27 protein-coding genes and 1 tRNA gene are annotated in these 26,611 nt (G+C 51.6%); 12 read left to right on the forward strand and 16 right to left on the reverse strand.

All coding sequences use genetic code 11. The features are described 5' to 3' along the window. Window positions 1-11: 11 nt before the first annotated feature. The 5 genes from FCH32_RS18200 to yicI all read right to left on the reverse strand — a co-directional run bounded on the left by FCH32_RS18200 (window position 12) and on the right by yicI (window position 6,174). The gene (locus FCH32_RS18200; protein WP_096759057.1) at window positions 12-1,103 is read right to left on the reverse strand and encodes a PTS fructose transporter subunit IIC; all 1,092 of its coding nucleotides are present in this window, start codon (window positions 1,101-1,103) and stop codon (window positions 12-14) included. 26 nt (window positions 1,104-1,129) lie between these two features. After that, window positions 1,130-1,450 carry a PTS fructose transporter subunit IIB gene (locus FCH32_RS18205; protein WP_096759056.1) on the reverse strand — a complete coding sequence of 107 codons (321 nt, stop codon included), beginning with the start codon at window positions 1,448-1,450 and terminating at the stop codon, window positions 1,130-1,132. A 19-nt stretch (window positions 1,451-1,469) separates the two neighbouring features. Continuing rightward, window positions 1,470-1,940 (reverse strand): PTS sugar transporter subunit IIA, encoded by a 471-nt coding sequence (locus FCH32_RS18210; protein WP_153880477.1) that lies wholly within the window; start codon window positions 1,938-1,940, stop codon window positions 1,470-1,472. A gap of 26 nt (window positions 1,941-1,966) precedes the next feature. Further along, window positions 1,967-3,520, reverse strand: coding sequence for a BglG family transcription antiterminator (locus FCH32_RS18215; protein ID WP_174361303.1), 1,554 nt, complete (start codon window positions 3,518-3,520; stop codon window positions 1,967-1,969). A 335-nt stretch (window positions 3,521-3,855) separates the two neighbouring features. Next, window positions 3,856-6,174 carry an alpha-xylosidase gene (gene yicI, locus FCH32_RS18220; protein ID WP_174361304.1) on the reverse strand — a complete coding sequence of 773 codons (2,319 nt, stop codon included), beginning with the start codon at window positions 6,172-6,174 and terminating at the stop codon, window positions 3,856-3,858. 350 nt (window positions 6,175-6,524) lie between these two features. Between yicI and FCH32_RS18225 the strand changes: the two genes are divergently transcribed. Together FCH32_RS18225 and FCH32_RS18230 are read left to right on the forward strand one after the other, a co-directional pair. Next, window positions 6,525-6,619: transfer RNA gene (locus tag FCH32_RS18225), tRNA-Sec, on the forward strand. A 107-nt stretch (window positions 6,620-6,726) separates the two neighbouring features. Then, a complete protein-coding gene (locus tag FCH32_RS18230) occupies window positions 6,727-7,293 on the forward strand; it encodes a DUF6680 family protein (RefSeq protein ID WP_115257156.1) in 567 nt (188 codons plus the stop codon). A gap of 8 nt (window positions 7,294-7,301) precedes the next feature. On the opposite strand, the gene FCH32_RS18235 is transcribed toward FCH32_RS18230, so the two are convergent. Next, the gene (locus FCH32_RS18235; RefSeq protein WP_115257155.1) at window positions 7,302-7,496 is read right to left on the reverse strand and encodes a toxin-antitoxin system HicB family antitoxin; all 195 of its coding nucleotides are present in this window, start codon (window positions 7,494-7,496) and stop codon (window positions 7,302-7,304) included. 135 nt (window positions 7,497-7,631) lie between these two features. On the opposite strand from FCH32_RS18235, the gene FCH32_RS18240 reads away from it, so the two are divergent. From FCH32_RS18240 to FCH32_RS18250, 3 genes are all read left to right on the forward strand, one after another. Further along, window positions 7,632-7,922: a SymE family type I addiction module toxin gene (locus tag FCH32_RS18240; RefSeq protein ID WP_174361305.1), complete on the forward strand. Its 291-nt coding sequence runs from the start codon at window positions 7,632-7,634 to the stop codon at window positions 7,920-7,922. 160 nt (window positions 7,923-8,082) lie between these two features. Next, window positions 8,083-8,343 carry a type II toxin-antitoxin system Phd/YefM family antitoxin gene (locus tag FCH32_RS18245; RefSeq protein ID WP_117342569.1) on the forward strand — a complete coding sequence of 87 codons (261 nt, stop codon included), beginning with the start codon at window positions 8,083-8,085 and terminating at the stop codon, window positions 8,341-8,343. A gap of 3 nt (window positions 8,344-8,346) precedes the next feature. Then, window positions 8,347-8,649: a type II toxin-antitoxin system RelE/ParE family toxin gene (locus tag FCH32_RS18250; RefSeq protein WP_174361306.1), complete on the forward strand. Its 303-nt coding sequence runs from the start codon at window positions 8,347-8,349 to the stop codon at window positions 8,647-8,649. A gap of 110 nt (window positions 8,650-8,759) precedes the next feature. Here the strand turns inward: FCH32_RS18250 and misL are convergent, their stop codons facing one another. Together misL and FCH32_RS18260 are read right to left on the reverse strand one after the other, a co-directional pair. Further along, window positions 8,760-11,543 (reverse strand): intestinal colonization autotransporter adhesin MisL, encoded by a 2,784-nt coding sequence (gene misL, locus FCH32_RS18255; protein ID WP_174361307.1) that lies wholly within the window; start codon window positions 11,541-11,543, stop codon window positions 8,760-8,762. Window positions 11,544-11,617: 74 nt separating this feature from the next. After that, window positions 11,618-12,235, reverse strand: a complete 618-nt coding sequence (locus FCH32_RS18260; protein WP_174361308.1) for a helix-turn-helix transcriptional regulator — start codon at window positions 12,233-12,235, stop codon at window positions 11,618-11,620. A 572-nt stretch (window positions 12,236-12,807) separates the two neighbouring features. On the opposite strand from FCH32_RS18260, the gene FCH32_RS18265 reads away from it, so the two are divergent. The 3 genes from FCH32_RS18265 (at window position 12,808) to FCH32_RS18275 (ending at window position 15,866) form a co-directional block, all read left to right on the forward strand. After that, a complete protein-coding gene (locus FCH32_RS18265) occupies window positions 12,808-13,581 on the forward strand; it encodes a winged helix-turn-helix domain-containing protein (protein ID WP_117342574.1) in 774 nt (257 codons plus the stop codon). Then, window positions 13,578-14,042, forward strand: a complete 465-nt coding sequence (locus FCH32_RS18270; protein WP_174361309.1) for a hypothetical protein — start codon at window positions 13,578-13,580, stop codon at window positions 14,040-14,042. The genes FCH32_RS18265 and FCH32_RS18270 overlap by 4 nt, the downstream gene beginning before the upstream one ends. A 327-nt stretch (window positions 14,043-14,369) precedes the next feature. Then, window positions 14,370-15,866 carry a C69 family dipeptidase gene (locus FCH32_RS18275; RefSeq protein ID WP_174361310.1) on the forward strand — a complete coding sequence of 499 codons (1,497 nt, stop codon included), beginning with the start codon at window positions 14,370-14,372 and terminating at the stop codon, window positions 15,864-15,866. Between the two features lie 45 nt (window positions 15,867-15,911). Here the strand turns inward: FCH32_RS18275 and FCH32_RS18280 are convergent, their stop codons facing one another. Continuing rightward, entirely contained in the window at window positions 15,912-16,814 is a 903-nt protein-coding gene (locus tag FCH32_RS18280; protein WP_137362522.1) for a LysR family transcriptional regulator, read from the reverse strand. A gap of 112 nt (window positions 16,815-16,926) precedes the next feature. Here FCH32_RS18280 and FCH32_RS18285 point away from each other — a divergent pair, with 112 nt between their 5' ends. Continuing rightward, window positions 16,927-17,934: a zinc-binding alcohol dehydrogenase family protein gene (locus FCH32_RS18285; RefSeq protein ID WP_174361311.1), complete on the forward strand. Its 1,008-nt coding sequence runs from the start codon at window positions 16,927-16,929 to the stop codon at window positions 17,932-17,934. 1 nt (window position 17,935) lies between these two features. Continuing rightward, complete coding sequence (locus FCH32_RS18290; protein WP_115257140.1) at window positions 17,936-18,241, forward strand: putative quinol monooxygenase; 306 nt, start codon at window positions 17,936-17,938, stop codon at window positions 18,239-18,241. 39 nt (window positions 18,242-18,280) lie between these two features. Here FCH32_RS18290 and FCH32_RS18295 read toward each other — a convergent pair whose 3' ends face one another. After that, a complete protein-coding gene (locus FCH32_RS18295) occupies window positions 18,281-19,057 on the reverse strand; it encodes an SDR family NAD(P)-dependent oxidoreductase (RefSeq protein ID WP_115257139.1) in 777 nt (258 codons plus the stop codon). 147 nt (window positions 19,058-19,204) lie between these two features. Here FCH32_RS18295 and FCH32_RS18300 point away from each other — a divergent pair, with 147 nt between their 5' ends. After that, window positions 19,205-20,149, forward strand: coding sequence for a LysR substrate-binding domain-containing protein (locus FCH32_RS18300; RefSeq protein WP_115257138.1), 945 nt, complete (start codon window positions 19,205-19,207; stop codon window positions 20,147-20,149). 26 nt (window positions 20,150-20,175) lie between these two features. Continuing rightward, entirely contained in the window at window positions 20,176-21,078 is a 903-nt protein-coding gene (locus tag FCH32_RS18305) for a carboxylate/amino acid/amine transporter (protein WP_115257137.1), read from the forward strand. 28 nt (window positions 21,079-21,106) lie between these two features. Here FCH32_RS18305 and nlpA read toward each other — a convergent pair whose 3' ends face one another. The 6 genes from nlpA to FCH32_RS18335 form a co-directional block, all read right to left on the reverse strand. Next, entirely contained in the window at window positions 21,107-21,925 is an 819-nt protein-coding gene (nlpA, locus tag FCH32_RS18310; RefSeq protein ID WP_115257136.1) for a lipoprotein NlpA, read from the reverse strand. A 124-nt stretch (window positions 21,926-22,049) separates the two neighbouring features. Then, window positions 22,050-22,940: an Rpn family recombination-promoting nuclease/putative transposase gene (locus FCH32_RS18315; protein ID WP_115257135.1), complete on the reverse strand. Its 891-nt coding sequence runs from the start codon at window positions 22,938-22,940 to the stop codon at window positions 22,050-22,052. A gap of 212 nt (window positions 22,941-23,152) precedes the next feature. Continuing rightward, window positions 23,153-23,896, reverse strand: coding sequence for a 2-dehydro-3-deoxy-phosphogluconate aldolase (dagF, locus tag FCH32_RS18320; RefSeq protein ID WP_174361312.1), 744 nt, complete (start codon window positions 23,894-23,896; stop codon window positions 23,153-23,155). After that, complete coding sequence (gene dgaE, locus FCH32_RS18325; RefSeq protein ID WP_174361313.1) at window positions 23,883-24,992, reverse strand: D-glucosaminate-6-phosphate ammonia lyase; 1,110 nt, start codon at window positions 24,990-24,992, stop codon at window positions 23,883-23,885. The genes dagF and dgaE overlap by 14 nt, the downstream gene beginning before the upstream one ends. A 3-nt stretch (window positions 24,993-24,995) precedes the next feature. Next, window positions 24,996-25,856 carry a PTS system mannose/fructose/sorbose family transporter subunit IID gene (locus FCH32_RS18330; RefSeq protein WP_174361331.1) on the reverse strand — a complete coding sequence of 287 codons (861 nt, stop codon included), beginning with the start codon at window positions 25,854-25,856 and terminating at the stop codon, window positions 24,996-24,998. Further along, window positions 25,853-26,602 (reverse strand): PTS mannose/fructose/sorbose/N-acetylgalactosamine transporter subunit IIC, encoded by a 750-nt coding sequence (locus FCH32_RS18335; RefSeq protein WP_003023960.1) that lies wholly within the window; start codon window positions 26,600-26,602, stop codon window positions 25,853-25,855. The genes FCH32_RS18330 and FCH32_RS18335 overlap by 4 nt, the downstream gene beginning before the upstream one ends. Between the last annotated feature and the right edge of the window lie 9 nt (window positions 26,603-26,611).

Raw genomic sequence — 26,611 nt, forward strand, 5'->3', positions numbered from 1 at the left:
ACGGCCTCCGGTTATTCGAGGGTGAAGGTGATCTCTTCGTCTTTCAGCTTTTGATCGCTGAGCTCGTCAAACTCTTCGTCGCGCTCGGTCACCGGTTTCTTCCACAGCGACAGCATGACCCCGCAGATCGCCGTGCCAATGCCCAGTGCCAGGCAGAACAACAGCGGATGGGTAAAGAGTGGGACGACAAACATGCCACCGTGCGGGACCGGGCTTTCGACGCCCCACACCATAATCAATCCACCCGCTACTGCAGAGGCCACCACGCAGGAGCCCACCACGCGCAGCAGGTCGCGTGCAGCAATTGGAATAACCCCTTCGGTTATCATGCAAATCCCCATCGGGAATGCCGCCTTCAGCGCTTCGCGCTCAGCACGGGTGTACTTATGCCGCGTCAGCAGGAAGGAAAGCGTGATGCCAAACGGCGGGATAATCGAGCCGACAAATTTCACCGCCTCCGGGCCGTACACGCCGCTGACCAGCATACCGTCCGCAAACAGCGACATGGTTTTATTCACCGGACCGCCGAAGTCGAACGTCGCCATCGCGCCGAGGATCGCGCCCATCAGAAAGCGCGACCCACCCTGCATGGACTCCAGCAGATGAATTAACGCGTCCTGCAGCCAGGCAATCGGCTTGCCAATTAACGTCATCATCAACAGGCCGCCAATCACCGTGCTCAGCACTGGTAGCACCATGATGGGCATCAACCCCTGCATCGACTGCGGCAAACGGATGTAGCGTTTCAGCAGCAACACGGTGTAACCCACCAGAAATCCGCCCAGCATCCCGCCAATGAAACCGGTATGAATTTCGCCGCAGACATAACCAACAATCAGACCTGGCGCAAAGCCGGGGCGATCGGCAATGGAATAGGCAATCGCCGCACTGATTAACGGAACGATTAGCCCCATTCCCCAACCGCCAATCTGGTTGAGCATCCAGGGTATGGTTCCGGTTTTCTCACCGACGTTAGTGCCACCGAGTATTTGCCCGAGGGCAATACAAATCCCTGCGGCAACGATTAACGGGATCATCCACGAAATCCCCGTTAATAAATGTCTTTTTATTTCCTGTGATAGTGGAACTGTATTTTCACTCATGTGAGTTCCCTCCAGAATGAGGATCGCTACTGGTTTGTCGTAACCAGCGATTTTTCAACCTTTTCAAGAAACTGAATAGGCGATTTAATAACAATTTCTGTTTTCACCCGCACAATGCGTTTATTAGAAAAGCGTTCTTCTCCTTTTATTTTCACATCCACCGCCAGAATCACGACGTCAGCGGCAGAAATATCCGCCATCAGTAATTCGTTTTCCGTGCCGATGGTACCCTGCGTTTCAACCTTAATATTATGACCAAGCGCCTTTGCCCCTTTAATGAGCTTCTCGCGGGCAATATAGGTGTGTGCAATACCCGCCGTACAGGCGGCAACACAAACAATATTCATAGCATGCTCCATATTTTATTTAGCAGACATTGGATTCAGCATATTGACTAAACAGCTCAATAATTTTCTGTGGACTACTCTCAACCAATAATTGTTCAATAATTTCATCATCCGCCAGCGCTCCGGCAACCTGCGAGAGCAGGCGAATATGCGTAGTGTTTTGATCTTCAAGACGGACGGCAAACAATATAATGCACCGTACATTGCTACCGTCCAGAGTTTCCCAGGGAATATCCTGGCGCGTACGGCCGATCGCCAGCGTGGTATTCACCACCGCCGAAGATTTTCCGTGTGGAATCGCAATATGATTTTCAAAGCCGGTTGAACCCTCTGACTCACGCTGCCAGACATCCTGAATAAACGTTTCCCGACAGCTAATTGCGCCATCCTTTTGCAGAATATCTGTCAGTTCCTCAATAGCCTCCGTTTTACTTGTAGCCTTCATATCTAAAATAACGCGATTTGTATTGAGTATTTTCGTGATGTCCATCAATCATACCTCATGGAGTTCAGACATTAATTTTCGACGACCAGCGACGTCGCTCGATGTAATTTTTCGGTGATAACCGTTTCTGTTACTCTTTTAATATCCGCATCATTGAAGAAGGCGGTGACATACACGACGGGCATCGCAATAGTGGGTAGATTGATTGTCGACACCACCAGTTCAATATCGTCCGTCAGTATGGAGGGTAAACTGCCCGCTGATACCACACCCACGATGGTCCAGTCCGGGAAGGCGCGCAGAATGCGACTTTTAAGTAAATGAGACGTACCAATACCGGTTGAGCAAACCAGCAGCACGCGCTTGCGGGCAATCTGCCGCTCCATAGCGGCCTGAAAATGCACGGTTAGGTACCCGACCTCATCTTCCGACACGGCACGCTCGCCCCAGCCGCTAAACACCCGATTAACCGCGCAAAGCGTTAAACGCCAGACGTCCTGCAGTTCGCCTTTAATATCGTCCAGTAGCGGGTTACGAATACGGATCTGATAGTTCAGCCGGTTAATCAGCGGCTTAATATGAATCAGTAATCCGTCATACAGCGCGGTATCCTCGCTGAGGTCACTGTCGACCATCTCGGCAAAAATCGCGATCAGCCGATGGGTAATCAGCCGCGCTTCATCGCTGGAGTGCATATGACCGATAGCGCTGACGTCGTTATGCTCTTCTATCATTACGCCAGAGGAGATAATATATTGATAAATAAACCAGACTTCATCTTTCGGTAGCGGATGAACAATGCGTTTTTCGATACGCTGAATCATTCGGTTCGCAATAGAAAAGATGCTTTCATCAAATGAGTTTATATTTTCCTCTTTTCTCGGCAACGCATTGCCCCGGGTGATGCGATACATCATGATCAATATATGGGTAAAGATATTGATGTAATAAGGCTCGCCCAGCGACCAGCACAAATCGTTCTCCATTTCCTGTAGCAGCGTTTGCACAAATAAAACGTCTTCTTCACCAAAATAATGTACTAACGCTTTATAGCTGCCAGGATCAAGGCGTGAATAAACGACACTACCGGGTTCATTATGGTTAATTACACCGTTAATCAGTGAAGCCATAGCCTGACGTACACCACTCTCACTGCCTTCAATGTGCGTCCCACTCTGGCTACGGATCAGAGATAATCCCAGCGGGGTTATCCATGATTCAATCACTTTCAGGTCGTTCACAATCGATGCGCTGCTGATAAAATAGCGCTCAGATAATTTGCTGATGGACGTTTCGTGTGGCGTTTCACTTAATAACTGCGATGCTATTTTTACGCGCCGTGAATTATTCATCATACCATCAGCGTCATCACCCTCTGCGCCCAATAGCTGATCCAGCGATAAAAGATCGGTAATATTATCAACACTTAGCATCACGCCAGCCCCGGCGCGTTTATCAATAGTTATTTTCCATTCCGATAACCACTGTTCCAGTAGCCGTAGATCGCGCTGCACAGTCTTCTCTGAAACCGTTAAATGTTCGGCGATTTTCAGCAGCGTGACATATTCCTTCCGGGACAGAAGGAATTTTAATAATCTGTTTTGTCGCGAGGTAATCATTTGCATTATTTACCCTTATCACACACCAGATTAAATATCGAAAGAAGCGCTTACGCGCCACGTGTAATCCGTGATGATAAATATAAAAGGACTACGATGCGGCAACAATACTAAATCGTGTCCTGTATTCCGGACAGAAATAAGACAAAAGAGGGAAATAGTGAGATATTTACGGCTCAGATCACATTTTTCGTGGGAAGTAGAGTGATTGCGCTCGCAAATATGGACAGGTAAAAAGATTAAGTCAGGATGTTTTTAATTTTCAGATCTGGAACGCTGCACGCACCGTGGTGCCGGATAAGACGCACTGCATCGCCATCCGGCACCACGTTCACATGCACTTACAGGGTAATGGTCAACACATTGCCTTCTGCTGCAATCACCACACCCCACTCGCTCCCTGTAGATGAACCGCCCTTCACGCCGCCAATTTGCGGGATGTTACGCAGACACAGCGTCCAGTTGCGCGCCTCGCCCTCCCCCGTCACGGTGATGGTGTTATCCACACGTTTCGCCCTCAGCGTGAAGATAACCGAGCCGTCAGCGGCCGGCACGTCACAGACGGCTTCACGCCCCTCCTCCAGATGGAACAGCTGGAACGCAGTGCCTTCATGCCAGGCGTAATCCGGCTTCTGGTTATTGCTGCCCAGCGCCAGCAGGGTGTTATCACGCACGTAGACCGGCAGGCTCAGGAAGTCATGCTGCTGTTTATGCCAGCGACTGCCCACAATCTCGTCGTTACGCCACAGGTGCGTCCAGCGACCTTCCGGTAGGTAGAACTGCACATCTCCCGCTTCAGAGAACACCGGGGCCACCATCACGCTGTCTCCCAGCATGTACTGACGGTCAAGGTAATCACACGCCGGATCGTCCGGGAATTCGAGCATCATCGCACGCATCATCGGCGTGCCATACTCGCTGGCGCGCACAGCTTCGCGATACAGATACGGCATCATGCGGCATTTCTGCTCGGTGAAGTAACGCACCACATCGCAGGATTCGTCGTCGTACGCCCATGGTACGCGGTAGGATTTGCTGCCGTGCAGACGACTGTGGCTGGAGAGCAGCCCAAACGCACACCAGCGTTTGTAGACGTGCGCCGGGGCGGTATTCTCGAAGCCGCCGATGTCGTGACTCCAGAAGCCAAAGCCGGACAAGCCGATGGATAAGCCACCGCGCAAGCTTTCCGCCATTGATTCGTAGTTGGCGTAGCAGTCGCCGCCCCAGTGCACCGGAAACTGCTGCGCGCCCACGGAAGCAGAACGGGCGAACAGCACCGCCTCTTCTTCCCCCACGGTCTCTTTCAGCACGTTCCACACCAGTTCGTTGTAGATGAACGCATAATGGTTGTGCATTTTCTGCGGGTCAGCGCCGTCAAACCACTGCACATCCGTCGGGATACGCTCGCCAAAATCAGTCTTGAAGCAGTCCACGCCGATATCCACCAGGCCTTTCAGCTTGTTGGCATACCACTCGCAGGCCTCTGGATTGGTAAAGTCATAAATCGCCAACCCCGGCTGCCATTTATCCCACTGCCACACCGATCCATCCGGCCGCTTAAGCAGATAGCCTTTTTCTTTCAGTTCGTTGAACAGCGGCGATTTCTGCCCGATGTACGGGTTGATCCACACGCAGACCTTCAGGCCTTTCTCCTTCAGGCGACGGAGCATGCCTTCCGGGTCCGGGAACGTCACCGGGTCCCACTCAAAATCACACCACTGGAAGGCCTTCATCCAGAAGCAGTCGAAATGGAAAACGTGCAGCGGCAGATTGCGCTCGGCCATGCCGTCGATAAAGCTGTTCACCGTCGCTTCATCGTAGTTGGTGGTGAACGAGGTGGTGAGCCACAGACCGAACGACCACGCAGGCGGCAGTGCCGGGCGACCGGTAAACTGGGTATAGCGATCCAGCACCGTTTTCGGGGTCGGGCCGTCGATCACGAAGTATTCCAGATACTCGCTTTCCACGCTGAACTGCACCTTTGACACCTTCTCGGAGCCAATTTCAAACGACACACACTGCGGATGGTTCACCAGCACGCCGTAACCACGATTGGTGACATAGAACGGGATGTTCTTGTAAGACTGCTCGGTACTGGTGCCGCCATCGCAGTTCCAGGTCTCGACCGTCTGACCATTACGCACCAACGACGTAAAGCGTTCGCCAAGCCCGTACACCGTTTCGCCGACGCCCAGATCCAGGCGCTCGAACATATAGTTGCGATCGCTGTTAGCATCCTGCACGTAGCCATTATTTTTCAACTGGCTGCCGGTAATGCGCTCCCCGTTGCGTAAAAAATCGAGGGCCCAGAATTCGCCTTTGGTTACGCGCACACTTAAATTACCGCTCTTTAGTTCGGCAAAGTCGGCGTTATCGCACATCTCAACCTGCACGTCCTGCAGCACGTTCAGCGGATAATGCGGGCCGTTATCCAGCGCTCCCTGAAAGTGCTCCATACGCACGCCCACCACGCCTTCCTGCGGCGAGAAGAAGCGCAGCGTAAACATCGGGGTGTCCAACTGCCAGGTTCGCTCACGCACGTCGCGCGGCGCAACGTAGACCACCATCTCATTACCCTGTTGTTCAACATCGAACACCTGAACGGGGTTTATTACATTCAGACCTGGCTGGGTCATCCAGTTTCCGTCACTAATTTTCATCGTCTGTTCCTTTAGTTCTGAAATGCTTTCGCCGTAACGTCCTGTTGATTGCGTCGGTCAGATACGGGGCATAAGGCGTACACAGGCATACTGGTACCGGTTACAGTTTTTGTAAATCATCACGCGTGACATGGGTATTCCGATATCTCGTTATCAAATTACGATTCTTGTTTTCTGTGATCGGAGTAGCGTCCAAAAATAAACATCACTGTAACTTATGGATTTTGTGGGGATTTATATGAAATCGCTCATGTTATAGCGAAACGGAAGTTAAAAAAGTGAGTCAGGGGGTGTGGAAACCCAAGGAAGTAGCTATAATGCGCCCCGCCTCCATGTAGCAATCGAGGCGCGGAAGATCGTCATCTCCGGTGAGGTGGCTGGACTTCAAATCCAGTTGGGGCCGCCAGCGGTCCCGGGCAGGTTCGACTCCTGTGATCTTCCGCCAAAATGCTTTTCTTATCCCAGCCATTTGTCATATATCCTCAGTACACGAATTCATTTATGATCCTCGTTCAAATGTTTAAATTCAATTATTGATAACGAGAATCATATATGAGTACTGCACTTACCATTATAGCCATTACTGCCACTGTGATTAGCCCATTAATAGCCATTCAAACTCAAAAATTCATTGAAAAATATTCACAGATAAAATCATTAAAAATTGATATATTCAAACAACTCATGGCAACCAGATCTCCGAATGCTCGACTGTCTAACGAACATGTTCGTGCATTAAATATGATCGACTTAGCATTTTATGGAAAAATAAGAAGAGGAAAGGCCAGAAGAAGCGCTTCTGAAAGTGATGTATTATCTTCCTGGAAGCTTTATTTTGCACATTTGAATACATCATACCCTGATAACGACAACGCTTTAGGAACCATATGGAACCAAATAAGCAACAATCTTTTCTTGGACTTATTGTCAGAGATCGCAAAAGATATTGGCTATAATTTTGAGCGAGTGCAGTTACAAACAGCTATATATTCCCCTGTGGCTCATGGGGCAATAGAGAACGACCAATTAAAAATCAGGAAGGGTTTAGCTGCAATATTTTCAGGAGAAGATGCCTTAAAAATGGAGATCATAAATATCCCAGGAAGGCAGGATAATTAATCGGCCCACTATTTATCTTGAGGCTCAATCTGCAGCCTTACCAACTCCTTTCTCCCCAAGGTTTTGAGCCAATTCCCCAAGCTCATCCCCTCTGCCTTTGCAGCTGCCTCGAACTGCGCCTTTAACTCAGGCGTGATACGAATCTGGAAGGTCGGTGCTTTTCCGGATTTGGACTGGTTTGGGTCGCGTTTAACCGCTGACATGTACGTACCTATAAGAGCAAAATATCAACAACCAGGTACGTACCTTTTCTTTGGCGACCGGATCTATAAATGCTCCCGCCCGGTATTCGCAGTACCTGACGAGAGCTAATCTCACCAACTATCAAGGAGTTGATTATGGCTGATTCGCATTCTACCCCAGACACTGACCAATCCGGAACCGAGCGTTCGTTAATTGTGGGAAATCGCCCGAATGTTTTCGACAAATCCACACCCAAAATTATCCTTTCCGGCAAGTGGTTACACACGGCTGGGTTTGATACCGGACAACAGATTACCGTAAAAGTGATGAACAGTTGTATCGTCCTGATGGTCTACAGCGAACAAGAGCAACGGCTGCAGGATGAGTTGAAAGAGGTACAGCAGAAGCTGGCAAGAATTGAGAGTACGCTGGCGACTCTCCAGTGAAGCACGGCTGAACCTGTAAGCCATACTTACAGGTTCACCAGGTGCCGGATGGCGCTATCGCTTATCCGGCCTACTTTTCTGGCCCCCTCTTCATAGTGACCACCAGAAAGATATCGACTATAATGAACGAATCGAACGATTCATACGAAATGGTGACAATATGCATACTCTTACGGCAAATGAAGCCAAAACCCAGTTTGGCGATATGCTACTTAAAGCGCAGCGAGAGCCTGTGCAAATTAACCGTAACGGTAAACCTGTTGCAGTTGTCGTTTCCATTGAAGACTATGAACAAATGGAAGCCATGAAGCTTCAGTTACTGAAGGCCAAAATTCAGCGTGCTCAGAACGATATTCATTCGGGCAATACTGTCGACGGCGATGCTTTTTTTGATGAGTTGATGGATCAACACAAAGGATAAAAAGTGAGTTACAAACTTACTGGGGAAGCACAGCGCGATATTATTGAAATCCGTGATTACACATCAAGAAATTGGGGCGCTAAACAGTCCAGGGATTATCTTAGGAAATTACAGGTCGTTCTCTCCCAATTAGCTGAAATGCCAGGCATGGGGCAACATCGCATTGATGATTTTGGTGAAGATGTTTACAGCTTTCCTTATGTTAGCCATACGATTTACTATTGTGCACAAGACACAAATATTGTTGTATTGGCAGTCTTACACCAAAGCCGAGTACCAACAAAACATCTGGGACAACGTTTGTAGCTCACCACCTTATTTGCCGGATGGCGCTGACGCTTATCCGGTCTACGGCTTCTCTGCCAATAAAAATAAAGCCGCCGATCGATTAATCAGCGGCTTTTCGGCTATCTCTATCAGAAGTTATATTTCACACCCAGCATACCGCGGGTATCGCCGTAGCCTTTGTCGCCGACCTGTTGAGCCACGTTGCTCCACACGTTGAGACGCGGAGTGATTTGGCCTTCGACGCCGACTTTCAGTTCGGCGATGTTTTTTGTGCCGCGCATGTCGTTGCTGACATCGTCCATTTTCACGCGGGCGGTCTGCGTATTGTGGATCCAGTTGGCTTCGACAAACGGTTGGAACTCGCGAGATTTACCGTCGTCGATGGCGTTGTGACCGTTGATAAAAGCTTTCACGCCCAGACGGGTCATCAGGTTGCCTGCAGTGTCATCCTTCACGCGGGTACCGTTCGCTTCGCGGTGGTCGTCGGCCTGCACGTCCATCCACACCACCTGCGCTTTCGGTTGCAGCCAGTAGCTGTTGCGCTCGCTTTCACCCAGTTTGACGCTATAACCGGCTTCTACCGAGGCGGTAATTCCGCTGGATTTATACTTTTCCGCAGCCTGCTCCTGACCCATCACCTTGTTATCAAACCAGTTGTACAGCACCCAGCTATCCACATAAGTACCGGTCTTGTCGGCGTCATTCGCGTACCAGGTACCGTACAGACCCACGCTGTAACCGGTAACCTGACCGCGTGATGCGTAACCGGTCAGACTGGACTGCGTGCGGTTCTGGCTGTTAGCGTAGCCTGCCATCGCGCCGATGTGCCAGCGATCGAGACCGTCGCTACTCCACTGTGCCAGGTCGCCGCCTAACTGCAATACATAGCTGTTGCTTTGAGTTTTCAACTGCCCGCTGCCATCTTTAAAGCGGGTATGGCCGCCGACGTTGCGCATCCACAGGCTGGTGACTTTTTTCTCGCCCGTCAGCATATCGGTGTACTGCGTTTCCCCCAGACGATCGTGCAGTCGGGTCATAAACAAGGTATTGGCGGCAAAGTTGTTAGCCAGATAGCTGCCCGCTTCCGGGCGGTACTGCTGTTCAGTTACCGGCGGCACAACAGGCTCTTCTGGCTCAGGGATCACCGGGTCCACGGGATCAATGGGGTCTGGATCAACCGGCTCAGGGTCAGTTGGGTCGACAGGATCGGGGTCAACCGGACCAGGTGGAGTGACCGGAATAAAACTGGTCAGATACCAGTTGTTGTCCTTCTGTACCACGTTGTAATCATACGCACCGGCAACAATACGGCCCGCTTTTTCAAAGGTACCGTCGGAATTGCCCGCCACTTCAATGATTTCAATTCCTTCTACGGTTTGCGCCCCGGTTCCGCCGATGTTGTTCACCACCACGAACGTGTTACCCGCCGTATTGCCAAGTACCTTCAGCTTATCGGTTTCGGAGGCGTCATCATGAAGCACGGTGTTAAAAACCAGTTTGCCGCCGTTGCCGGTGAAATCCTCATTGATGGTCAGCGTCTGCCACGCTTCGTCGCCACCGTGGCCAAAGTTAACGACTGCCCCGCGGTTTAACGTCAGGTCGGTGAGCGTTGAGCTGTGGGTCATATTCCACGTCGCATCGCGCATTTGCAGCGAGATAACCCCCGTCCCTGCCGTGGCACTGGTGATATATGACGCCCCATTCCACAACGAGTTATCGGTCATGTTGAGCTTAATCGTACTGTTTTGCTGCGCCAGCGTGCTGGTCGCCGCAGTGCCGCTGGCGGCGTGCAAATCACCGTCGATGAGGAAGCGCCCGCCAGCGGAGCCGTCTACGGTACCGCCCGTTTCAGTGCTGATAGCATAGCTTTCATTGCTGTGATCGCCCGCCATGGTAATGGCGGCACCGCCTGCCAGGTTTATCGCACCGCGTGAAATCGCAAACAGGCCGCGTGGCGCTTTGCTGTATGAAGTCGCTTTTCCAGCACTGTTCACGCTAATGGTCGCGTTGTCGCCCAGATTCACGGTCGCGTTCGTGGAGTAGACCGCATGTGCACTGATACCGTTCACCGTAATCGTGGCGTTATTGCCCAGTTCCGTTTTGGACGATGAGGCGGCATAAATCCCCGTTGAGGAAGCACCCGACGTCTCGATGGTAGCGTCATTGCCAAGCAGGATCGAGGAACCACTCCGCCCGGTGCGAAGACCTTCAGAGCCGTCGCCGGTCGTCACAATGTGTGCCCGGTCGCCAACGACAATCGTATTTTTGGCCTCCGTGGCGTCTTTCATTGCGTTTGCAGTGATACCACGCCCCTGGTAACCGGTGGTTTGAATATACAGATCGTCACCGACATAGATATTTGCCGAACCTGTCCAGCCCTGGCTTAGCGAGTTATAACCGGCATTGATCCCATCACCATCCTGACCATCCACATAAATGGAGGTACGGTCGCCGGTGATAATAAAGACCGGGTTATCTGGCGTATTAGCTCCGTGTGTACGGATACCATCAACGTCTTTACCGTTGTTAGCGGCATTCTTTGACTGAGTACGAATCGTCAGGTCATCACCGAAAATAACCCCTGGGCTTCCCGTGTTGCCGTTCTGAATAACGGTAAGGGAGTGTTCAAAGGCTTCTGCGCCAGGTCCATTAAGCGTCACCCCGTGGCCATAAACGGGAATCGTGCCCGCATTCCATTGATAAACATAATTCGGCAACGCGCTGGTTTTCGCGAAATGAGCATTCGCCTGAGCAGGAATTAACGCCTGCAATTCCGGGGGCAAACTGCTCACCAGCCCGCTGGAGGGAAGACTGTCGACATCCACCCATGCCGCGTGGGATGAAAATACCATAGAAGCTAATGCGGCAGACACCGCTATGGCTAGACGTGAGTAATACTTAGGATTGGGCATAATTGCCTCCTGCATTTAGGCGTAGAAAGTCCACCACATCGTAATAATGTGGAAATAATAAAAATGAAAAAAAGTTATAAAATATTCGAGATTATTTTATGAATACTATGTCCCAGTTTTTCTTCAAGACGAAGTTTATAGACGTAAATTTTCTTAATATCGATATTATCTGTGACGGTGATTTGCTGAATACTTTTCCCCGACATAAAACGCTTCAGCAATATCATTTCCGTGTAGTTTAATGATCGTCCACGCTTGCTGTTAGCCTGGTGACCTGTGAACAGTCGGTGAATCTTCTGATGCTGAACAATATCATCATCGTCAGAATAAATAATGCCTTGTATGTAACTGCTTTTCGACAACCAGTAATTGGCTAACGGTGTCAGATTCCGGTCAGAGAGCAGGACAATACGCATCCCGCTACGGGCTAAACGGTCAACCCACTGCGGATCGGCGAACAAGCGCAGATTCGGGAACGAAAAGTCGACAAAAATAAAGCCCTGGGACAAATGATTTTGATTATTAAGCAGAAGTTTTTCAACGATCCCTGCTTTCAAAAAACGATTCCCCTCAGGCCAGATAGCAAAAGTAGCACGGTGACAATACTGTGCGCGTACCGCAGGCTGCGGAAATAAAGAGCAGGATAATTCACAACTTATGCAACGAACATTTGGTGGCGGTTTTCTCTTCATCAAAAACAACTCCTGTAATTTTTTCCTTCAATATTTCACTGGTAAATAAATGTGTCAATCGACACGCTACGCGCGCCCCGTTAGTCAATTAAATTCAGTCATTAAAAATGTTATAAAGTCTTATCAGCAAATTAATACGGATGGTAAATAACCTGATACCAATCAGTATATGCGTATCTTTTCTCAGACAAATAACCATAACATTAGGAATTTTGCACATAAATCACGGCACCAGGATAAATAATCACATAGCACTATTTGCTAAAAAACCGACACAGGAGATAATTATCAGTAACATTAATCCGATAATTTAATCACTCTGGCGGCGTGGTGAATAAATATAAGGGTAATTCTGATAAATCTGTAATGAATTCTCATTACTTAACCTTAGTTCATTCTCACCTAAGATTTATCTATGCTATCCGTTTGTATTTTAATGATTTTATTTCGTCACCTAAGAACTTTATCACTGATGATGTGCAAAGACCGAGGCGTTTTTGCGATTTGTATGTAGAATTAAAGGGGGTGTCAACGGCACTCCGTGATACGTCTTTGTTACTGAGGGCCGGGCATTGTACCTTATCAATCAGTTGGTCGAATTTAATCCTGATAACAGAAGTCTGGTTAACCAGCAGACCGGGCGGTCGATTCAACTGCAACTGCCAGCCTCACTCTGCTTTTTGTATTTAATTACGCACCCAAATGAAATTGTTTCTCAGAACACGCTGCTAAAAGTGGGTTGGGGGGAGCGCAATAATGTCACCACAACCAATACCTTTTATCAGGCAATCCTGACGCTGCGTAAAGCGCTGGAGGAAGTAGGGCTGCCTCGTGACACGGTAAAAACTATTTCTCGCCGAGGGCTAAGATTAACGGAAAATACGCAGGTAGAAGTCATAACGCACACACAAAGTGATGTTTCCTTACCGCCAGTGATTGAAGAAAACACAACACCCGTAACAATAGTGCCCTCACCGAAACAAACAACGCCGATCCCACGATGGGGGATTATTTTTACCCTCAGCGTGCTTATTGCTACCCTGGTTATCTGGCTGGTGTGGTATCAGAAACGCCCGGCGATGCCATTTAACGCCTTCGTCTCTATTTCCATGCGAATTCCCTCAAATCAAAACTGCAAAATTTATTATTCACCGAATGAACACAATCTGGACGGTTATTTCAATTTGATGCAATCGCATCCCTCTCTCTGTGAAAAAAACCATTATGTGTTCCTTGCCGGTTACCGCAAAGCCGAGAGAGTGGTCGCCTTTGTCTGTGATAAAGACGCACGAACGGATGCTTCTGCGTTTTGTACCAGCCATTATTACTGGATGCGTGCGCAATGAAAAAAACCTGCACGATTATTCTGGTCAGTATTGGGCTGGCGACGGTTCTCGGTTCAGGTGCCTGGCTATGGCATTCGCGATATGCCGAACAACCACTGAATTGCATCGGCAACGTAGAGTGGAATATTGGTGACAAACGCTTTACCGGCACGGTGTCGTACCGGATGTACCAGCATGAAGGGCTGGCGACCATTAACGGCAGGCTGTATGGACATCACACCACGGACGTCAGCAGGAACATTTATTTTAGCTACACCCAACAGCGCGATGCCCGCGTGCTGCAGACGATGCAGGTGGTCAAAACTTTCGCCGATACAGCGGATGAAGATGATATTAACAGCACATTGCCAGGGTTTTATCGCCAGAGCGGGCGAGGCCTGAGCCTGGTTATGGAGGAGTATAAAGGCGCGTGGATTTTTGCGACGTCGAATGTTCCCTCACTGTATTGTCGCAAAAGATAATATCGTAATTTCACTTAAATCCAGCATTCACATTTATCATCATTGACTTACGCGACATGGGTCACTGAATCCAGTAATAAGCCATTGCTATTCTTCTCCCCGAATCAGGAAGCATCCTGAATACCTCGATATCCACTGCGTAAAAATCAAGCGAAATGGACGTGTTAGAGCGTCCAGAAGACTTTAACCGACGGATGGATATGCGGAGATAACGTGGGCAGGGGCGTTTATCTCTCTGGCGAGCCATGCCTGACAGTACAGGCGTGATCGCATTAAGGAAACGGTGTGTTTCCGATGTACTTATGGCGTACTTATGAGGGATACATAATGTTTAGTTTTAAAAAGTGCCTGATTGCACTTTCAGTAAACCTGGCGGTTGTTTCATCCGGTTTTGCGTGTACGACCCTGCTGGTCGGCAATGAAGCCTCGGCGGACGGCTCAATGTTGGTGGCCCGTAGCGCAGACAGCGACGCGCTGAAAGCACAGCATTTTTTGATTCATCCGGCGAAACAGAACCAGACCGGGGTATACAGCACCAAAGCACATAATGGTGCGAATGATTTTACCTGGCCGCTGCCGAAAAACTCTCTGCGTTACACTACAGTGCCTAACTGGAAAACCCAGCTGCACGGAGCCACCGGTTTTAACGAACTGGGCGTTGGCGTCAGCGGGACAGAATCTATTTTTGCTTCATCGAAGGCGCTGGCCGTTGACCCGTACGTTGAGGATAAAGGGATCACCGAAGACGATATCCCGGACATCTTACTGTCACAGAGCAAAACCGCACGTGACGCGGTGGCCCTGCTGGGGCATATCGTTGAAACCGTCGGCGCAGGTGAAGGTTTCGGCGTTGCCGTCGTGGATGATAAAGAAATCTGGTATCTGGAAACCGGTAGCGGTCACCAGTGGATGGCACAGCGGCTGCCAAATAATCAATATTTTGCCACCGGTAACCAGGGACGTTTACAGGATTACGATCCACAAGACCCGAACATGATGGCGTCGAAAAACCTGGTTGAGTTCGCCAGCGAAAAAGGCCTGTACGATAAGGCCAAAGACGGCAAATTTAACTTCTCCACAGTCTATACCCGCGATGATGTGCGTGACCGTACCTATAACGACCCCCGCGTGTGGACCATCCAGAAAACGTTTAATCCTTCCGTCAATCAGGATATGGCCGCAGGCCGCGAGTTCCCGGTATTCCTGAAGCCGGAGAAGAAGATGACACTGGACGACGTGAAGTCAGTGCTGCGTAGCCACTATGAAGGCACCAGCCATGATCCGTACACCAACGGTCTGAACGGCAAAGAGCCGTGGCGCCCCGTCAGTGTGTTCCGCACCTACGAGGCGCACGTGATGCAGGTCCGCCCGTGGCTGCCAAAAGAAATTGGTGAAACAACTTACATTGGCCTCGGTATGGCCGATCTTACCGCCTTTGTTCCTTACTACAGTGGACTGAAGGCGTATCCGGCCAACTATACGATGGGGACGGATAAAGCTGACGATCAATCCATCTACTGGAAGTATCGTAAATTACAGACGCTGACTATGACCGATTATCCTAAGCTCGCGCCCATCGTCAAAAAAGCCTACAAAGCGTGGGAAGACAAGGTTGCACAGGAGCAAAAAGAGGTTGAGGCCGAATATCTGAAGATGGCGAAAACCGATAAGCCTGCCGCAGATAAAATGCTGAATGACTTCAACCTGCGCATCATGGCCGACGCCGAGAAGCTGACGGAAGACCTGACGAATCAGCTGTTCACTATCCGCACTAAAGATATTCAGTCTGATATTTTCTTTGCTAACGCAGCCAAAAAAGACTGAGTCACCGCCAGGTAAATGGCCTGGTTTGCTGGTGCGGAGACGTTTTCAGCTCTGCGCCAGCGTTTCACACCGCGCCTTCACGGCGTCGTGCAGCAGGCGCACCGCCGTTGAAAGCTGTTTTCGGTGCGGGCAAATCATATTTAGCGGGACTTTTTCCCCCTGATAATCAGGCATCAGCAACTGCAAACGACCGTCACGTACATCTTCACTCACGTCCAGCCACGACTTATACGCAATCCCCTCACCGGCAATCGCCAGACGACGGATCACTTCGGCGTCATCGCTCATAAACGTGCTGTTGACCTGCACACTGCTGACCTCACCGTTGCGCGTAAACGTCCAGCGGTCATGGAGTCGCCCGCGTAAGACGAAGGTCATGGCATTTAACGGCGCTAAATCATCTGGTTTTTGCGGCTCACCGTGCTGCGTAACCCACCCCGGAGAAGCCACCAGCACGCGTCGATTACCAGGAGCCACGGGCAGTGCGATGTAAGACGCATCCTCGGTATTACCATAACGAAACGCGACATCGACGGGATCTTTAAACACATCAGTCACCTGATCGGAGAAAAAGACCCGCAGGCGCAGGGCGGGGTGGCAACGACGAAATGACTGAAAAACAGGCAGCAGCAGGTTACGCCCGAGATCGGACGGCACCGCAATTTGCAGCGTGCCGGAAATCTCATCCTCGGGTGTCTGAATTTTCTGCAGACCGGCATGCATCACGTCCAGCATCTGGCGGGCATAGGGCAACCAGACCTCGCCTTCCGGTGTCAACCGCAGACTACGCGTGGAGCGCGCAAACAAGCGTATGGTCAGCGTGGACTCCAGGCGCTTGATGGCGGAACTGACCTGGGCCGGCTGGACGCCGACTTCGCGCGCCGCATCACTAAAACTGTTCAGCGCCGCGGCGCGGACAAACAACGTGAGATCTTCAAGCCGGAACATTTTCACTCCCCGAGTATAAGTCCTGTCGCCGTGAGGCTATTTTTCCCGTTCTGATGCCGGTTTACCATCGAATTATTCAACAGATAAACAGAATCCTGTAACCGGAGAGATTATGAAAGCCATCGCCATTACCCACGCCGCAACCGACGGCAGTAACATCGCATATTTACAAGAGATTGACCTGCCAACGCCCATTGCCAAAGGGCATGACCTGCTGGTTGAGGTGAAAGCGATTTCCGTTAACCCTGTTGATACCAAAGTTCGCGAGGGTTTCAACGCTGATACTCCGCGTGTACTGGGCTGGGATGCGGTGGGCGTGGTGAAATCCGTCGGCGAGTCCGTGACGTTATTCACACCGGGCGACGAAGTCTGGTATGCCGGCGCTCTGGGTCGGGCGGGCAGTAACAGCGAATTTCAGCTGGTTGATGAACGCATTGTCGCGCTGAAGCCGCAATCGCTGGATAACGCCTCTGCCGCCGCCCTGCCGTTGACTGCCATCACCGCATGGGAAATGCTGTTCGACCGCCTGGGTGTTGCGGAAAATGGCAACGAAGGCGACGTATTGTTGATCGTCGGTGCAGCGGGGGGCGTCGGTTCTATCCTGACTCAACTGGCGAGTAAACTGACCAAAATGACCGTTATCGGCACAGCATCGCGCCCGGAAAGCCAGAAATGGGTGCATGAAGCAGGTGCGCATCATGTGATCGATCACAGCAAACCACTGACCGAAGAGCTGGCACGAATTGGAGTTAAAGAGGTCACGCACGTTGCCAGCCTGAATAATACCGAACAGCACTATCAGCAGATTATTAGCGCCCTGGCCCCACAGGGCAAACTGGCACTGATTGACGACCCAGAGTTCCTTGATGCTCGTCCGCTAAAAGCAAAAAGCATTTCACTGCATTGGGAATTTATGTTTACCCGTTCAATGTTCGAAACCCATGACATCATTGCCCAGCACCAGCTACTGACCCGCGTGGCGCAACTGATCGACAGTCAGACGATCCGTACTACTCTGGGAGAGCATTTGGGCACTATTTCTGCGGCGAACTTACAAAAAGCCCATGCGCAAATTGAAACCGGTCGTGCGGTAGGCAAAATTGTTCTGGAGGGGTTTTAATATGTCTGACACTGAAGTGATTTCTATTATTGCGGTACTGAAAGCCAAACATGGGAAAACCGACGCCCTGAAACAGGCACTGCAGGCCTTACTGATGCCCACGCGTCGGGAACCGGGCAATATAGAGTATGCGCTGTTTCAACTGCGCGATACGCCGGATGTGTTTTACGTGCGCGAATCCTGGCGGGGTCAGGCCGGTCTGGACGACCATATTGCCCTGCCGCATTTCCAGACGTTTATCCTGCAAATGAACGATCTGCTGGCCGAGCCGCTACGTCTGGATTATCTGACGCCGATTGCGCCTTAATCTCTTGATGAAATCCCCCGCCACACGGGGGATATTCAGTCAGGCATTACGCCCCGCCATCACACCGCCATCCACATCCCAGACAGCCCCGGTCACCCAACCCGCTCTATCAGAAAGCAGGAATGCGACGGTTTCTGCAACGTCAACTGGCGTCCCAACCCGGCCTGTCGGATGGAAGCTATCAAAGCTGCTCATCACCCCCTGCACATCCTCTTTCGGAATAAACCCTTCATAGATAGGCGTGTGTACCACCGCTGGAGAAACGGCATTAACGCGAATACCGCAGCCCCCCAGTTCAATGGCCAGATTTTTCGTTAAGGCATGCAGGCCCGCTTTTGCCATCGAGTAGGCCGAAGAGGGCGTCGCCGCTATCGCTTGTTTTGCCCACATCGAACCAATATTCACAATGGCACCATTTATCTTTGCCGCCACCATATTGCGCACCACATCCCGGGTAATGAAGAACATTGCGCGGTTGAGGCTCATGTACAGATCATAATCCGCAACCTCATGTTCAATAAATGGTTTCGGCAAGAAAACCCCGGCCGCATTGACCAGCAGGCTGATGTCGCGGTGTTCGGTATTCACCGTATCCATCACCTGGTGCATTCCGGCTTCTGACATCAGATCCGCGGCAATGACCGCGACATCACCCATTGCCGCCAGCGCCTGACGCGCCTGCTCAGCTTTATCGGCACGATTACCGACCAGCACCACACGTCCACCCTCTTTCAGGATCAGTTTCGCAGTTTCAAGTCCCATCCCACTGGTCCCGCCCACCACTAACAGTTTTTGTCCGGCAAATAATGCTTTCATCGTTAACCTCGTTTCAAAAATTCCTTGATGCGCTAAAGATGCCACCCGGCAGAGGTGATGACGAATGAGAAGAAATAGCGACACCAGAAAGAAAATCTATCTCGCAGGCGTATACTGAGAACTGCCAATCAGAAGGAACAGAACCAGATGCGTTTACTTAATCGACTAAAATGGCTGCACGCCTTTGAGGCCACCGCCCGCCATGGCAGCTTTACCGGCGCTGCGCAGGAGTTGGGCGTAACGCCCGCCGCAGTCGGACAGTTGGTACGCGCACTGGAAGATTGGGTGGGCCATCCGCTGTTACACCGATCCCGTTCAGGTAAAGAGCGCCTCACGCTGGTTAGTGAAGCGCAGGACGCATTACGCGACATTACCCAAGGACTGGATAACCTCGAATCCGGGCTGAATAAACTGCGCGGTCGTCGGGCACGCTCGGTGGTAATCATCACCGCCTCTCAGGTACTGGTAATGAACTGGCTGATGAGTCGTCTCAACCGTTTCTCGCAGGCGCATGAAAACATCGAACTACGCCTGAACGTGACGGAAAAATTAATGGATGTCGCCCACGGCGAAGCGGATTTGGGTGTGCGCTGCGGAAAAGGTGACTGGCCAGGAGTCAACAAAACCAGGTTGATGGATGAAGAGGCCGTTCTGGTCTGCAGCCCGCTCCTCGTGCCAACAGAAAAAATATCCTGTGGTGAATGGTTGGCCACACAGAAGCTGATCCATGATGATACCCCCCACCACGGTGCCAATTTTCCGTCCTGGGATGATGTTCTGAATGCTACCCATGCTCCCGCCGCACGCGAAAGCGGGCTGCACATCAACTCCACCGCCACCGTGATTCTGGCAGCACTCAGTGGTCAGGGTGTGGCCATTGTGCGCCTCGCGCTGGTGCAACAACTTCTTACTGACGGACAACTGGTCCAGCTTCATCCCAACGTCCGCTGGCCTCTGGCATGGTCATACTACATCGTCACGCCACAGCACGCGGCTATGCGCCCTGAGGTGAAAATCTTTAATGACTGGCTGAAGGCGGATGTGCAGGCAGAGATCCATACCATCTCTGATATGATACCTGCACACAAATAAGACAATACAACCATGCCGAGGGAATAATGAGTTCCACCAGAAGAGGGATGATGAACGTCCTGATTGCCGCCGTATTATGGGGAAGTTCGGGCGTTTGCGCGCAGTACATCATGGAGCAAAGCCAGATGTCGTCGCCGTTTTTAACCATGACGCGCCTGATTTTCGCCGGACTCATTCTGCTGATGCTCTCGTTTGTGCACGGCGACAAAGTCTTTTCGATCATCAAAAACCGCAAAGATGCCATCAGTCTGCTGATCTTTTCTGTGGTCGGCGCGCTCACCGTACAGCTGACTTTTCTACTGACCATTGAAAAATCCAACGCCGCCACCGCAACGGTACTGCAATTTTTGTCACCAACTATTATCGTGGCGTGGTTCTCCGTAGCGCGTAAAGCGCGACCCGGCATTTTAGTGCTCACCGCCATTCTGACTTCACTTATCGGCACATTCCTGCTGGTGACTCACGGCAACCCAACCTCGCTGTCTATTTCACCTGCCGCGCTGTTCTGGGGGATCGCCTCCGCCTTTGCCGCCGCGTTCTATACCACCTATCCCTCTACGCTTATCGCCCGTTACGGTACGCTGCCGATCGTTGGCTGGAGTATGTTGATAGGTGGCCTGATCCTGCTCCCGTTCTATGCCGGAGAGGGAACGGACTTCGTGGTCAATGGCAGTTTGATTCTGGCGTTTTTCTATCTGGTGGTGATCGGCACATCGCTAACGTTTAGCCTGTATCTGAAAGGCGCGCAGATGATTGGCGGACCGAAAGCGAGTATTTTGAGCTGTGCGGAACCGTTGAGCAGCGCCCTGTTGTCGCTGTTATTGTTAGGGATTACGTTTACCCTACCTGACTGGCTGGGCACGCTGCTGATCCTCTCTTCTGTAGTGCTGATTTCAATGGATTCCCGTCGCCGCGTCCGAACGGTATAACACCGAGCGGCGCGGCTACAGAGGGGTATTACCAGCCAGGTACCGCGCCGCCGTTAAAGATTTTTTCCGCCGCTTTTGCGACTTCCGGAGACTGATAAGATTGCAGGAACTCTTTTACGTTCTCGGCATTTTTATTGTCTTCTCTCGCCACCAGGATATTCACGTACGGCGAGTTTTTATCTTCGATAAACACGCTGTCATGTACTGGCGAAAGTCCGGTTTGCTGAATGTAGGTGGTACTGATGATCGCCACGTCTACTTTCTGATCGTCCAGCACGCGCGGCAACTGCGCGCCTTCCAGCTCCATAATAGTCAGATGACGCGGATTATCGGTGATATCCAGCGCCGTCGGCAGCAGACCGGTTCCCTCTTTCAGCGTGATTAATTTTTCTTTTTGCAGCAGCAACAGCGCACGCCCGAGGTTAGTGGGATCGTTAGGTATCGCAATCGTCGCACCGTCTTGCAGTTGATCGACCGTTTTGATTTTTTTCGAATAACCGGCCATCGGGAAGACAAAGGTATTGCCCACCGCCACCAGCGTATAGTTATGCGCTTTATTATCCTGATCCAGGAACGGACGATGCTGGAAGACATTGGCATCCAACTCACCCTGATTAGTTGCATCATTAGGCAATAACGAACCACTAAATCCCACCAGCTCAACATCGAGTCCGTACTTCTCTTTGGCCACCTTCTTCGCGACTTCCGCCACATCCTGCTCTGCGCCGTTAATCACGCCGACTTTAATGTGTTTTGTATCACTGCTTTGCTGGTCGCAACCTGCCAGCAATAATCCCGCCAGCAATACCGCGGTCCCGACCCCGAAATAGGGTTTCTTCAGCTTCACGTTTTTATCCTTTTGAATTAACCGCCCATTGAGTAATGAAATGACTATAGCGGGAAGGCCGCTGCGGTTTATAAAACGAAAAAGCATCAGCAAGAAGAAAAAGGCATAACGGAAATAAGAGAGATTAGTCGGAGTGTTCCATAAGCTCATCAATGGATAGCCCGGTAATCAGTAGCACCAGGTCGCGATCGATACCCTTTTCAAGCATGGAATGTGCAATCCGCAACGCTTCATCCAGCTTTCCTTCTTTTCTCCCCGACTCACGTAAGCATTCTGCAATAGTCATTAATCTCTCCTTGTGTTGGGGAACGCGCCCGGCAAGCCTGCGGATAAACACCTCAAAACGGGTCGCACTACCAGACTGTAGCAAGTAATTAAACAGCGTTTCTATCTGGCTGTCATTAGCGTGTTCCTTAACAAGCAGGACCGTCAGTTTATCCACCAGAAGCGTCAGGTCGCGCTCACGGATATGCTTTTGAACAAGCTCCAGCAGAGCCATCCGCCGATGCTGCATAATCTCATCATCAGACACCACGGTGATGTCCACCAACGGAAAAGGCGCATCATAAAGTTGCCGCGCTATCTCTGGCTCGGCAAATTCATCCAGCCAACTTAGCGAAAAGGGATATGGGCTTTCCACACCATGGTAAAAAAGTATCGGCACCACCAGGGGCAACGTTTTATACCCGGCGTCGAGATGACGCTGCATCGCGGCAATGGCATAGCGCATCAGTCGAAATGCCATGTGGGCATCCGGCGAACTTTGATGTTCAATCAGCGCATAGATGTAGCCATTACCCTTCGTTGTTTGCAGAGACCACAGTACATCGGAATAGCTGGCCCGCAGGTCTTCCTCTACAAAACTGCCGGATTCAAGCTTCAGCGTGTCCAGCTTGCAAAGGTCGCGTAGCGATTCAGGAAGCCAAATATCCAGGAAATCCCTCGCCGTTTCCGGGTGGGCTAAAAACCTTTTAAACACCGCATCATGCGGCGTGGATGTCGTACTTTTTTTCATGGCGATCCATCACCTGCATTACAAGATGACGGGACCTTACTCGCCTATCGCATAATCCACATCAGGCAACGTTTAAGCCTGCGAGGTGCTTTGGGGGATAAATACACACTACTGTAATGTATTCATTTTCAGGGAATGATGTTCGCAAAAATGCCCGGAGGCGCTAACGCTTACCGGGCCTGTATGTCGGGGGTTATATGCAGGAGGCACTATCACACCAGGCCTTTTACGATCTCCATTAGTCTGCGGACATCTTCGGGCCGGGTATTGCCGGTTTGCGGGTCGATTATTGAGCTGTAAACATGAGGCATCACACGCGATACGCCGGCTTCCAGGCAGGTTTGCAATATGATGCCGAAATTATCAAGATCGATTCCGCCGGTCGGTTCAATCAGCGTCATCCCATTGCGCGCGGCGGCGGTCGCCAGCACGTACAGCTCCGGTAACGACGTCTCGCCGCCCATCGGGAAAAACTTCGCCGCATGCGCCCCTGAATCCTGCATCATGCGCACTGCCGCATCGCAGGACACTCGGGCAGGGGTCCCTTTGCTGCTGCTGACCCCAGTCGAGATCAGCACCTCGCCCGGCGTACCCGTTGGGCTAACCAACGCGTTAATGTGGGTCTGCTCTCCCCCCGTAGCCGCCAGGGCGCCCGCCGCAAAACCACAGCCGGTAAAGGTCTGATTGACGTGTGCCGGATGAACCGCGGATGCGATCATCGCCGCTTTGTAATACTGCGCCGGGTCACCCGCCCCCAGTCCTACGGAGATAGATGGCACCTCCGCCATCCAGCGTTTTACCTCCAGAACGCCCTCTTCCACTGAGGCAAACTGTGCAGAAAGCACGCCGATCGCCGCATGGCCTTCGGCGGCGTCATAGATTTCCCGGGCATTGGCGATATCCTTCGCCAGCACGTTAATGGCGACCCGATGACGATAAAAATTAATCTGCTGCATGGTCTGCAATCTCCTTCAGTCGTGCCACGATAATCGCCATTTCCCCTTCCGCGACCGTACGCGGGTCAAGGCTAAAGACGCCCTGGTGGAGGTTATAACGGCGAGCGTAAATGGCGATATCACCACCACGTAGTTGGGATTCGACTTCACGGGCGTCAATGCCTAACGCCTGCGCGTTCACCCGCACGCGAATACGCCAGATGGCGCGTCCGGCTTCATCCTGCTCAATATCCGCGCTCAATCCACGAATCGCTGAAATCGCATTCGCTACTGGCTGCAGTTGTTCGGCAGTCACCACCGCCTGCTCCTGATGATAATTTTCCAGCGCGTACACCAGCCCGACCATGTTCTCCTTGCCGATCTTCATCGCTCGGGCAATACCGTGGTGCTGCGCTTTACAGGCGGCAATCCACGATTTCTTGCCGGTGATAAACCCGGAGGTTGGCGCGTTGAACGCTTTTGCCCCGCTGTAAATCACCATGTCGGCGCCGCTCGCCACCCAGGCGTGCAAATCCTCCTCGGCGGCGGCATCAACAATCAGCGGCAGGTTGTGAACCTGCGCAACCTGCACAAAATCCGCAATGCTCAGCATGCCTTTCTGTACACAGTGGTGCGATTTCACATACAGCAGCGCAGCGGTATTGTCGCTAATCGCGCTTTCCAGTTGCCAGCGGGCCGACAGATTACTTGAGCCGACTTCCACCACGCGCCCGCCGCCTAAACGAATGGCGCTGGTGATTGGCGCACCGTAATCCACATTATGTCCACGCAGCATGACCACTTCGTTGGCCATATCGGTGCTGTCCGGCATCAGCGTGACCCGCGCCTGGTCACCGCGGGTAATGGCGGCGGCCACGGCAATGGCGATGCCCGCCGAGGCGCAGGAAGTGACATAGCTGTCCTCAGCGCCGGTAAAGCGGGAGACCAGCTCGCCGGTACGATCCACCAGTCGGTCAATTTCAACAAAGGCTGAAGCCGCTTGCGCCGTTGCCTGCATAACCTGGGGCGCAACGCTGGAGACACCCAGGATCGTCATTTTTCCGCAGGCGTTAATCACCTGTTTTAGCCCCAGTTGTTGATAGATATTTTGCGTCATTGCTTACAGTACTCCCAGCAGCGAACAGACCACGCTGAGCGCCACAATCGACAGCAGAATGGTGGTGTAACGCGGCCCTTTCTTCACCAGGTAGAAGTAGACTGCGAATACCGCCGCCAGCGGCAACAGGCCCGGAGCGATGGAGTCGAAGATCTGCTGCACCACGACCTCAGAGCCTTTCAGGGCGCTGATTTTTAACGGCGTGGTGATTTTGACGTAGCTTGCAGACAGCGCACCCATCATGATCAGGCCCAGCACGTTCGCGCCGTAGATGAGCTCTTTAATTCGCCCCCCTTGCAGCAGGCCGATTATCGAGTCGCGTCCCAGCGTGTAGCCTTTGTGAATCATGCCGTAACTTACCGCCAGCGTAATGGCTGGATAGAGAATTAAGGGGATAATACCGCCCATCGCGCTGCCATTGGCGGCGAATGGAATAAAAATAGCGATTAACAGCGGCATTACGGCGGCCCAAATGATGGAGTCCCCCATCCCGGCCAGCGGCCCCATCAAACCCGTTTTAATCCCGGTAATAGAGGCGTCGCTGATCGGTTCACCGCGCGTTTTTTGCTCCTCCATCGCAATGGAGATCCCCTGAATCACCGCACCAAACGTCTGTTCCGAGTTGAAAAAGTTCAGATGGCGTTTTAGCGCTTCAACCTGCTCCTCTTTTTGCGGGTAGAGCTTTTTGATGATCGGCGTCATCGAGGCGCAGTAAATCAGACTTTGCAAACGTTCATAGGAGCTGGATACTTCCGCACCCAGCCAGTAAATAAACCAGGCTTTAGTGATGTCGGCTTTGGTCAGCGTGCCGCTTTCACGCGCACGTTCAACCAGTTCATGCTGCATTACGTCGCTGCTCATTATGCTGCTCCTTCATTTTTCGCCAGACCTTTAATCAGGAAGGCCACGCAGGTACCAAAGATTGCCATCGCCATGATGTCCACCTTCAGGTACAGCACCGCAAAGAATCCACCAATGAACCACGGCAGCAGGCTCTTTTTACCGATCACCATAATGGTGATGGCGAAGCCCAGCGCAGGCAGGATCCCGCCCATAATCTCAAAGGAGTGGGTCAGCCAGTGCGGCATCAGCTTGAGGAAGCTTTCCACCACGTCCTGACCAAAATAGTTGGCGGCAAAGACCACCGGGAAGCGCAGTACCAGGCCGAGTAACGCCGGATAAAGAAACGCGCAGCGCATAATGCCTGCCATATTCGCCGTTTCCGCATGCTTATCCGCCATATGCACCCACGCCGCGTTCAGCGTACGGCGCAACTGGTCGAGGAACACGCCGATCACGCCAAACGGAATCGCCAGCGCGATAGCCAGATTTGGGTCCATTCCCGCCTTCACGGCGATAGGAATCGAGATACAGGCGGCCAGCGCGGGGTCTGACGGTACGTTACCGCCCGGCGTGGAGGTGACACCGAGATAAACCAACTGCATGCCGGCGCCAATGATCATCGCGGTTTCCATATTGCCTAAAAGCAAGCCCACGAAAACAGCAATGACAACGGGCTGAAGCAGCATGGCGGAGAAGGTGTAGCCTAAACGTAAACGGGCAAACCAGTAATACAACCCCATCAGGCTTGCAAAGACTAAAGTGTCCATAGTGTTATC

Origin of the sequence: Citrobacter gillenii, assembly GCF_013337685.1 — a bacterium.
In the GTDB taxonomy this organism is placed as follows: domain Bacteria; phylum Pseudomonadota; class Gammaproteobacteria; order Enterobacterales; family Enterobacteriaceae; genus Citrobacter; species Citrobacter gillenii.

What these genes read in the sequence shown, in the direction of transcription:
- FCH32_RS18280 (WP_137362522.1), bottom strand. Translation starts at nt 16,814, where the DNA reads ATGTTCCGGCTTGAAGATCTCACGTTGTTTGTCCGCGCCGCGGCGCTG.
- FCH32_RS18240 (WP_174361305.1), top strand. Translation starts at nt 7,632, where the DNA reads ATGGCTGATTCGCATTCTACCCCAGACACTGACCAATCCGGAACCGAG.
- FCH32_RS18270 (WP_174361309.1), top strand. Translation starts at nt 13,578, where the DNA reads ATGAAAAAAACCTGCACGATTATTCTGGTCAGTATTGGGCTGGCGACG.
- FCH32_RS18205 (WP_096759056.1), bottom strand. Translation starts at nt 1,450, where the DNA reads ATGAATATTGTTTGTGTTGCCGCCTGTACGGCGGGTATTGCACACACC.
- FCH32_RS18215 (WP_174361303.1), bottom strand. Translation starts at nt 3,520, where the DNA reads ATGCAAATGATTACCTCGCGACAAAACAGATTATTAAAATTCCTTCTG.
- FCH32_RS18335 (WP_003023960.1), bottom strand. Translation starts at nt 26,602, where the DNA reads ATGGACACTTTAGTCTTTGCAAGCCTGATGGGGTTGTATTACTGGTTT.
- FCH32_RS18285 (WP_174361311.1), top strand. Translation starts at nt 16,927, where the DNA reads ATGAAAGCCATCGCCATTACCCACGCCGCAACCGACGGCAGTAACATC.
- FCH32_RS18300 (WP_115257138.1), top strand. Translation starts at nt 19,205, where the DNA reads ATGCGTTTACTTAATCGACTAAAATGGCTGCACGCCTTTGAGGCCACC.
- FCH32_RS18260 (WP_174361308.1), bottom strand. Translation starts at nt 12,235, where the DNA reads ATGAAGAGAAAACCGCCACCAAATGTTCGTTGCATAAGTTGTGAATTA.
- FCH32_RS18290 (WP_115257140.1), top strand. Translation starts at nt 17,936, where the DNA reads ATGTCTGACACTGAAGTGATTTCTATTATTGCGGTACTGAAAGCCAAA.
- FCH32_RS18295 (WP_115257139.1), bottom strand. Translation starts at nt 19,057, where the DNA reads ATGAAAGCATTATTTGCCGGACAAAAACTGTTAGTGGTGGGCGGGACC.
- FCH32_RS18210 (WP_153880477.1), bottom strand. Translation starts at nt 1,940, where the DNA reads ATGGACATCACGAAAATACTCAATACAAATCGCGTTATTTTAGATATG.
- FCH32_RS18315 (WP_115257135.1), bottom strand. Translation starts at nt 22,940, where the DNA reads ATGAAAAAAAGTACGACATCCACGCCGCATGATGCGGTGTTTAAAAGG.
- FCH32_RS18305 (WP_115257137.1), top strand. Translation starts at nt 20,176, where the DNA reads ATGAGTTCCACCAGAAGAGGGATGATGAACGTCCTGATTGCCGCCGTA.
- FCH32_RS18200 (WP_096759057.1), bottom strand. Translation starts at nt 1,103, where the DNA reads ATGAGTGAAAATACAGTTCCACTATCACAGGAAATAAAAAGACATTTA.
- FCH32_RS18230 (WP_115257156.1), top strand. Translation starts at nt 6,727, where the DNA reads ATGAGTACTGCACTTACCATTATAGCCATTACTGCCACTGTGATTAGC.
- FCH32_RS18245 (WP_117342569.1), top strand. Translation starts at nt 8,083, where the DNA reads ATGCATACTCTTACGGCAAATGAAGCCAAAACCCAGTTTGGCGATATG.
- misL (WP_174361307.1), bottom strand. Translation starts at nt 11,543, where the DNA reads ATGCCCAATCCTAAGTATTACTCACGTCTAGCCATAGCGGTGTCTGCC.
- FCH32_RS18235 (WP_115257155.1), bottom strand. Translation starts at nt 7,496, where the DNA reads ATGTCAGCGGTTAAACGCGACCCAAACCAGTCCAAATCCGGAAAAGCA.
- dagF (WP_174361312.1), bottom strand. Translation starts at nt 23,896, where the DNA reads ATGCAGCAGATTAATTTTTATCGTCATCGGGTCGCCATTAACGTGCTG.
- FCH32_RS18275 (WP_174361310.1), top strand. Translation starts at nt 14,370, where the DNA reads ATGTTTAGTTTTAAAAAGTGCCTGATTGCACTTTCAGTAAACCTGGCG.
- yicI (WP_174361304.1), bottom strand. Translation starts at nt 6,174, where the DNA reads ATGAAAATTAGTGACGGAAACTGGATGACCCAGCCAGGTCTGAATGTA.
- dgaE (WP_174361313.1), bottom strand. Translation starts at nt 24,992, where the DNA reads ATGACGCAAAATATCTATCAACAACTGGGGCTAAAACAGGTGATTAAC.